The organism is Rothia nasisuis, assembly GCF_928381405.1.
GTDB lineage: Bacteria > Actinomycetota > Actinomycetes > Actinomycetales > Micrococcaceae > Rothia > Rothia nasisuis.
The window spans coordinates 1-414 of record NZ_CAKMSB010000053.1; the positions used below are offsets into that span (position 1 = coordinate 1).

The following is a 414-nucleotide window of genomic DNA, read 5'->3' on the forward strand; positions in this document are numbered from 1 at the left end:
CCGCTACACCTTCAACAGCAACAAGTTCCACGCGCAGCCGGAGGATGATACCGCGCTGTTCCAGGACTTCGCGGTCAGCGTGACCGACAACGACGGCGACACCGCCAGCGGCACCCTGACGGTGGAGATCCTCGACGATGTGCCAGTCGAAGACATTCGCAGTGTAATCTTCCAGAACAGTGCTGGCTTCTCGTTCGTGGGGACAGCTGCTCAGATGGGGGCTGATCAGGACGGCGCGCAGCTTAATTGGACGCAAGCACCCACGGGCCTGTTCTATCAGGGTACGCTCCTGCAATATGAAGGTGTGGGCACCAATACCCTGATTGCCTTTGTCGGTGAAGGCGACGATCGGGTAAATGTCTTCAAGCTGACAGGCAACCCTGATGGTAGCTATGTGTATGAGCAGTTCCAGCC

Annotated in this window: 1 protein-coding gene; it reads left to right on the plus strand. The window is 57.7% G+C overall.

The window, feature by feature from the left end:
- A partial coding sequence (locus L6966_RS11995) for a hypothetical protein (protein WP_237233472.1) occupies nt 1–414 on the plus strand: 414 nt, incomplete at both ends.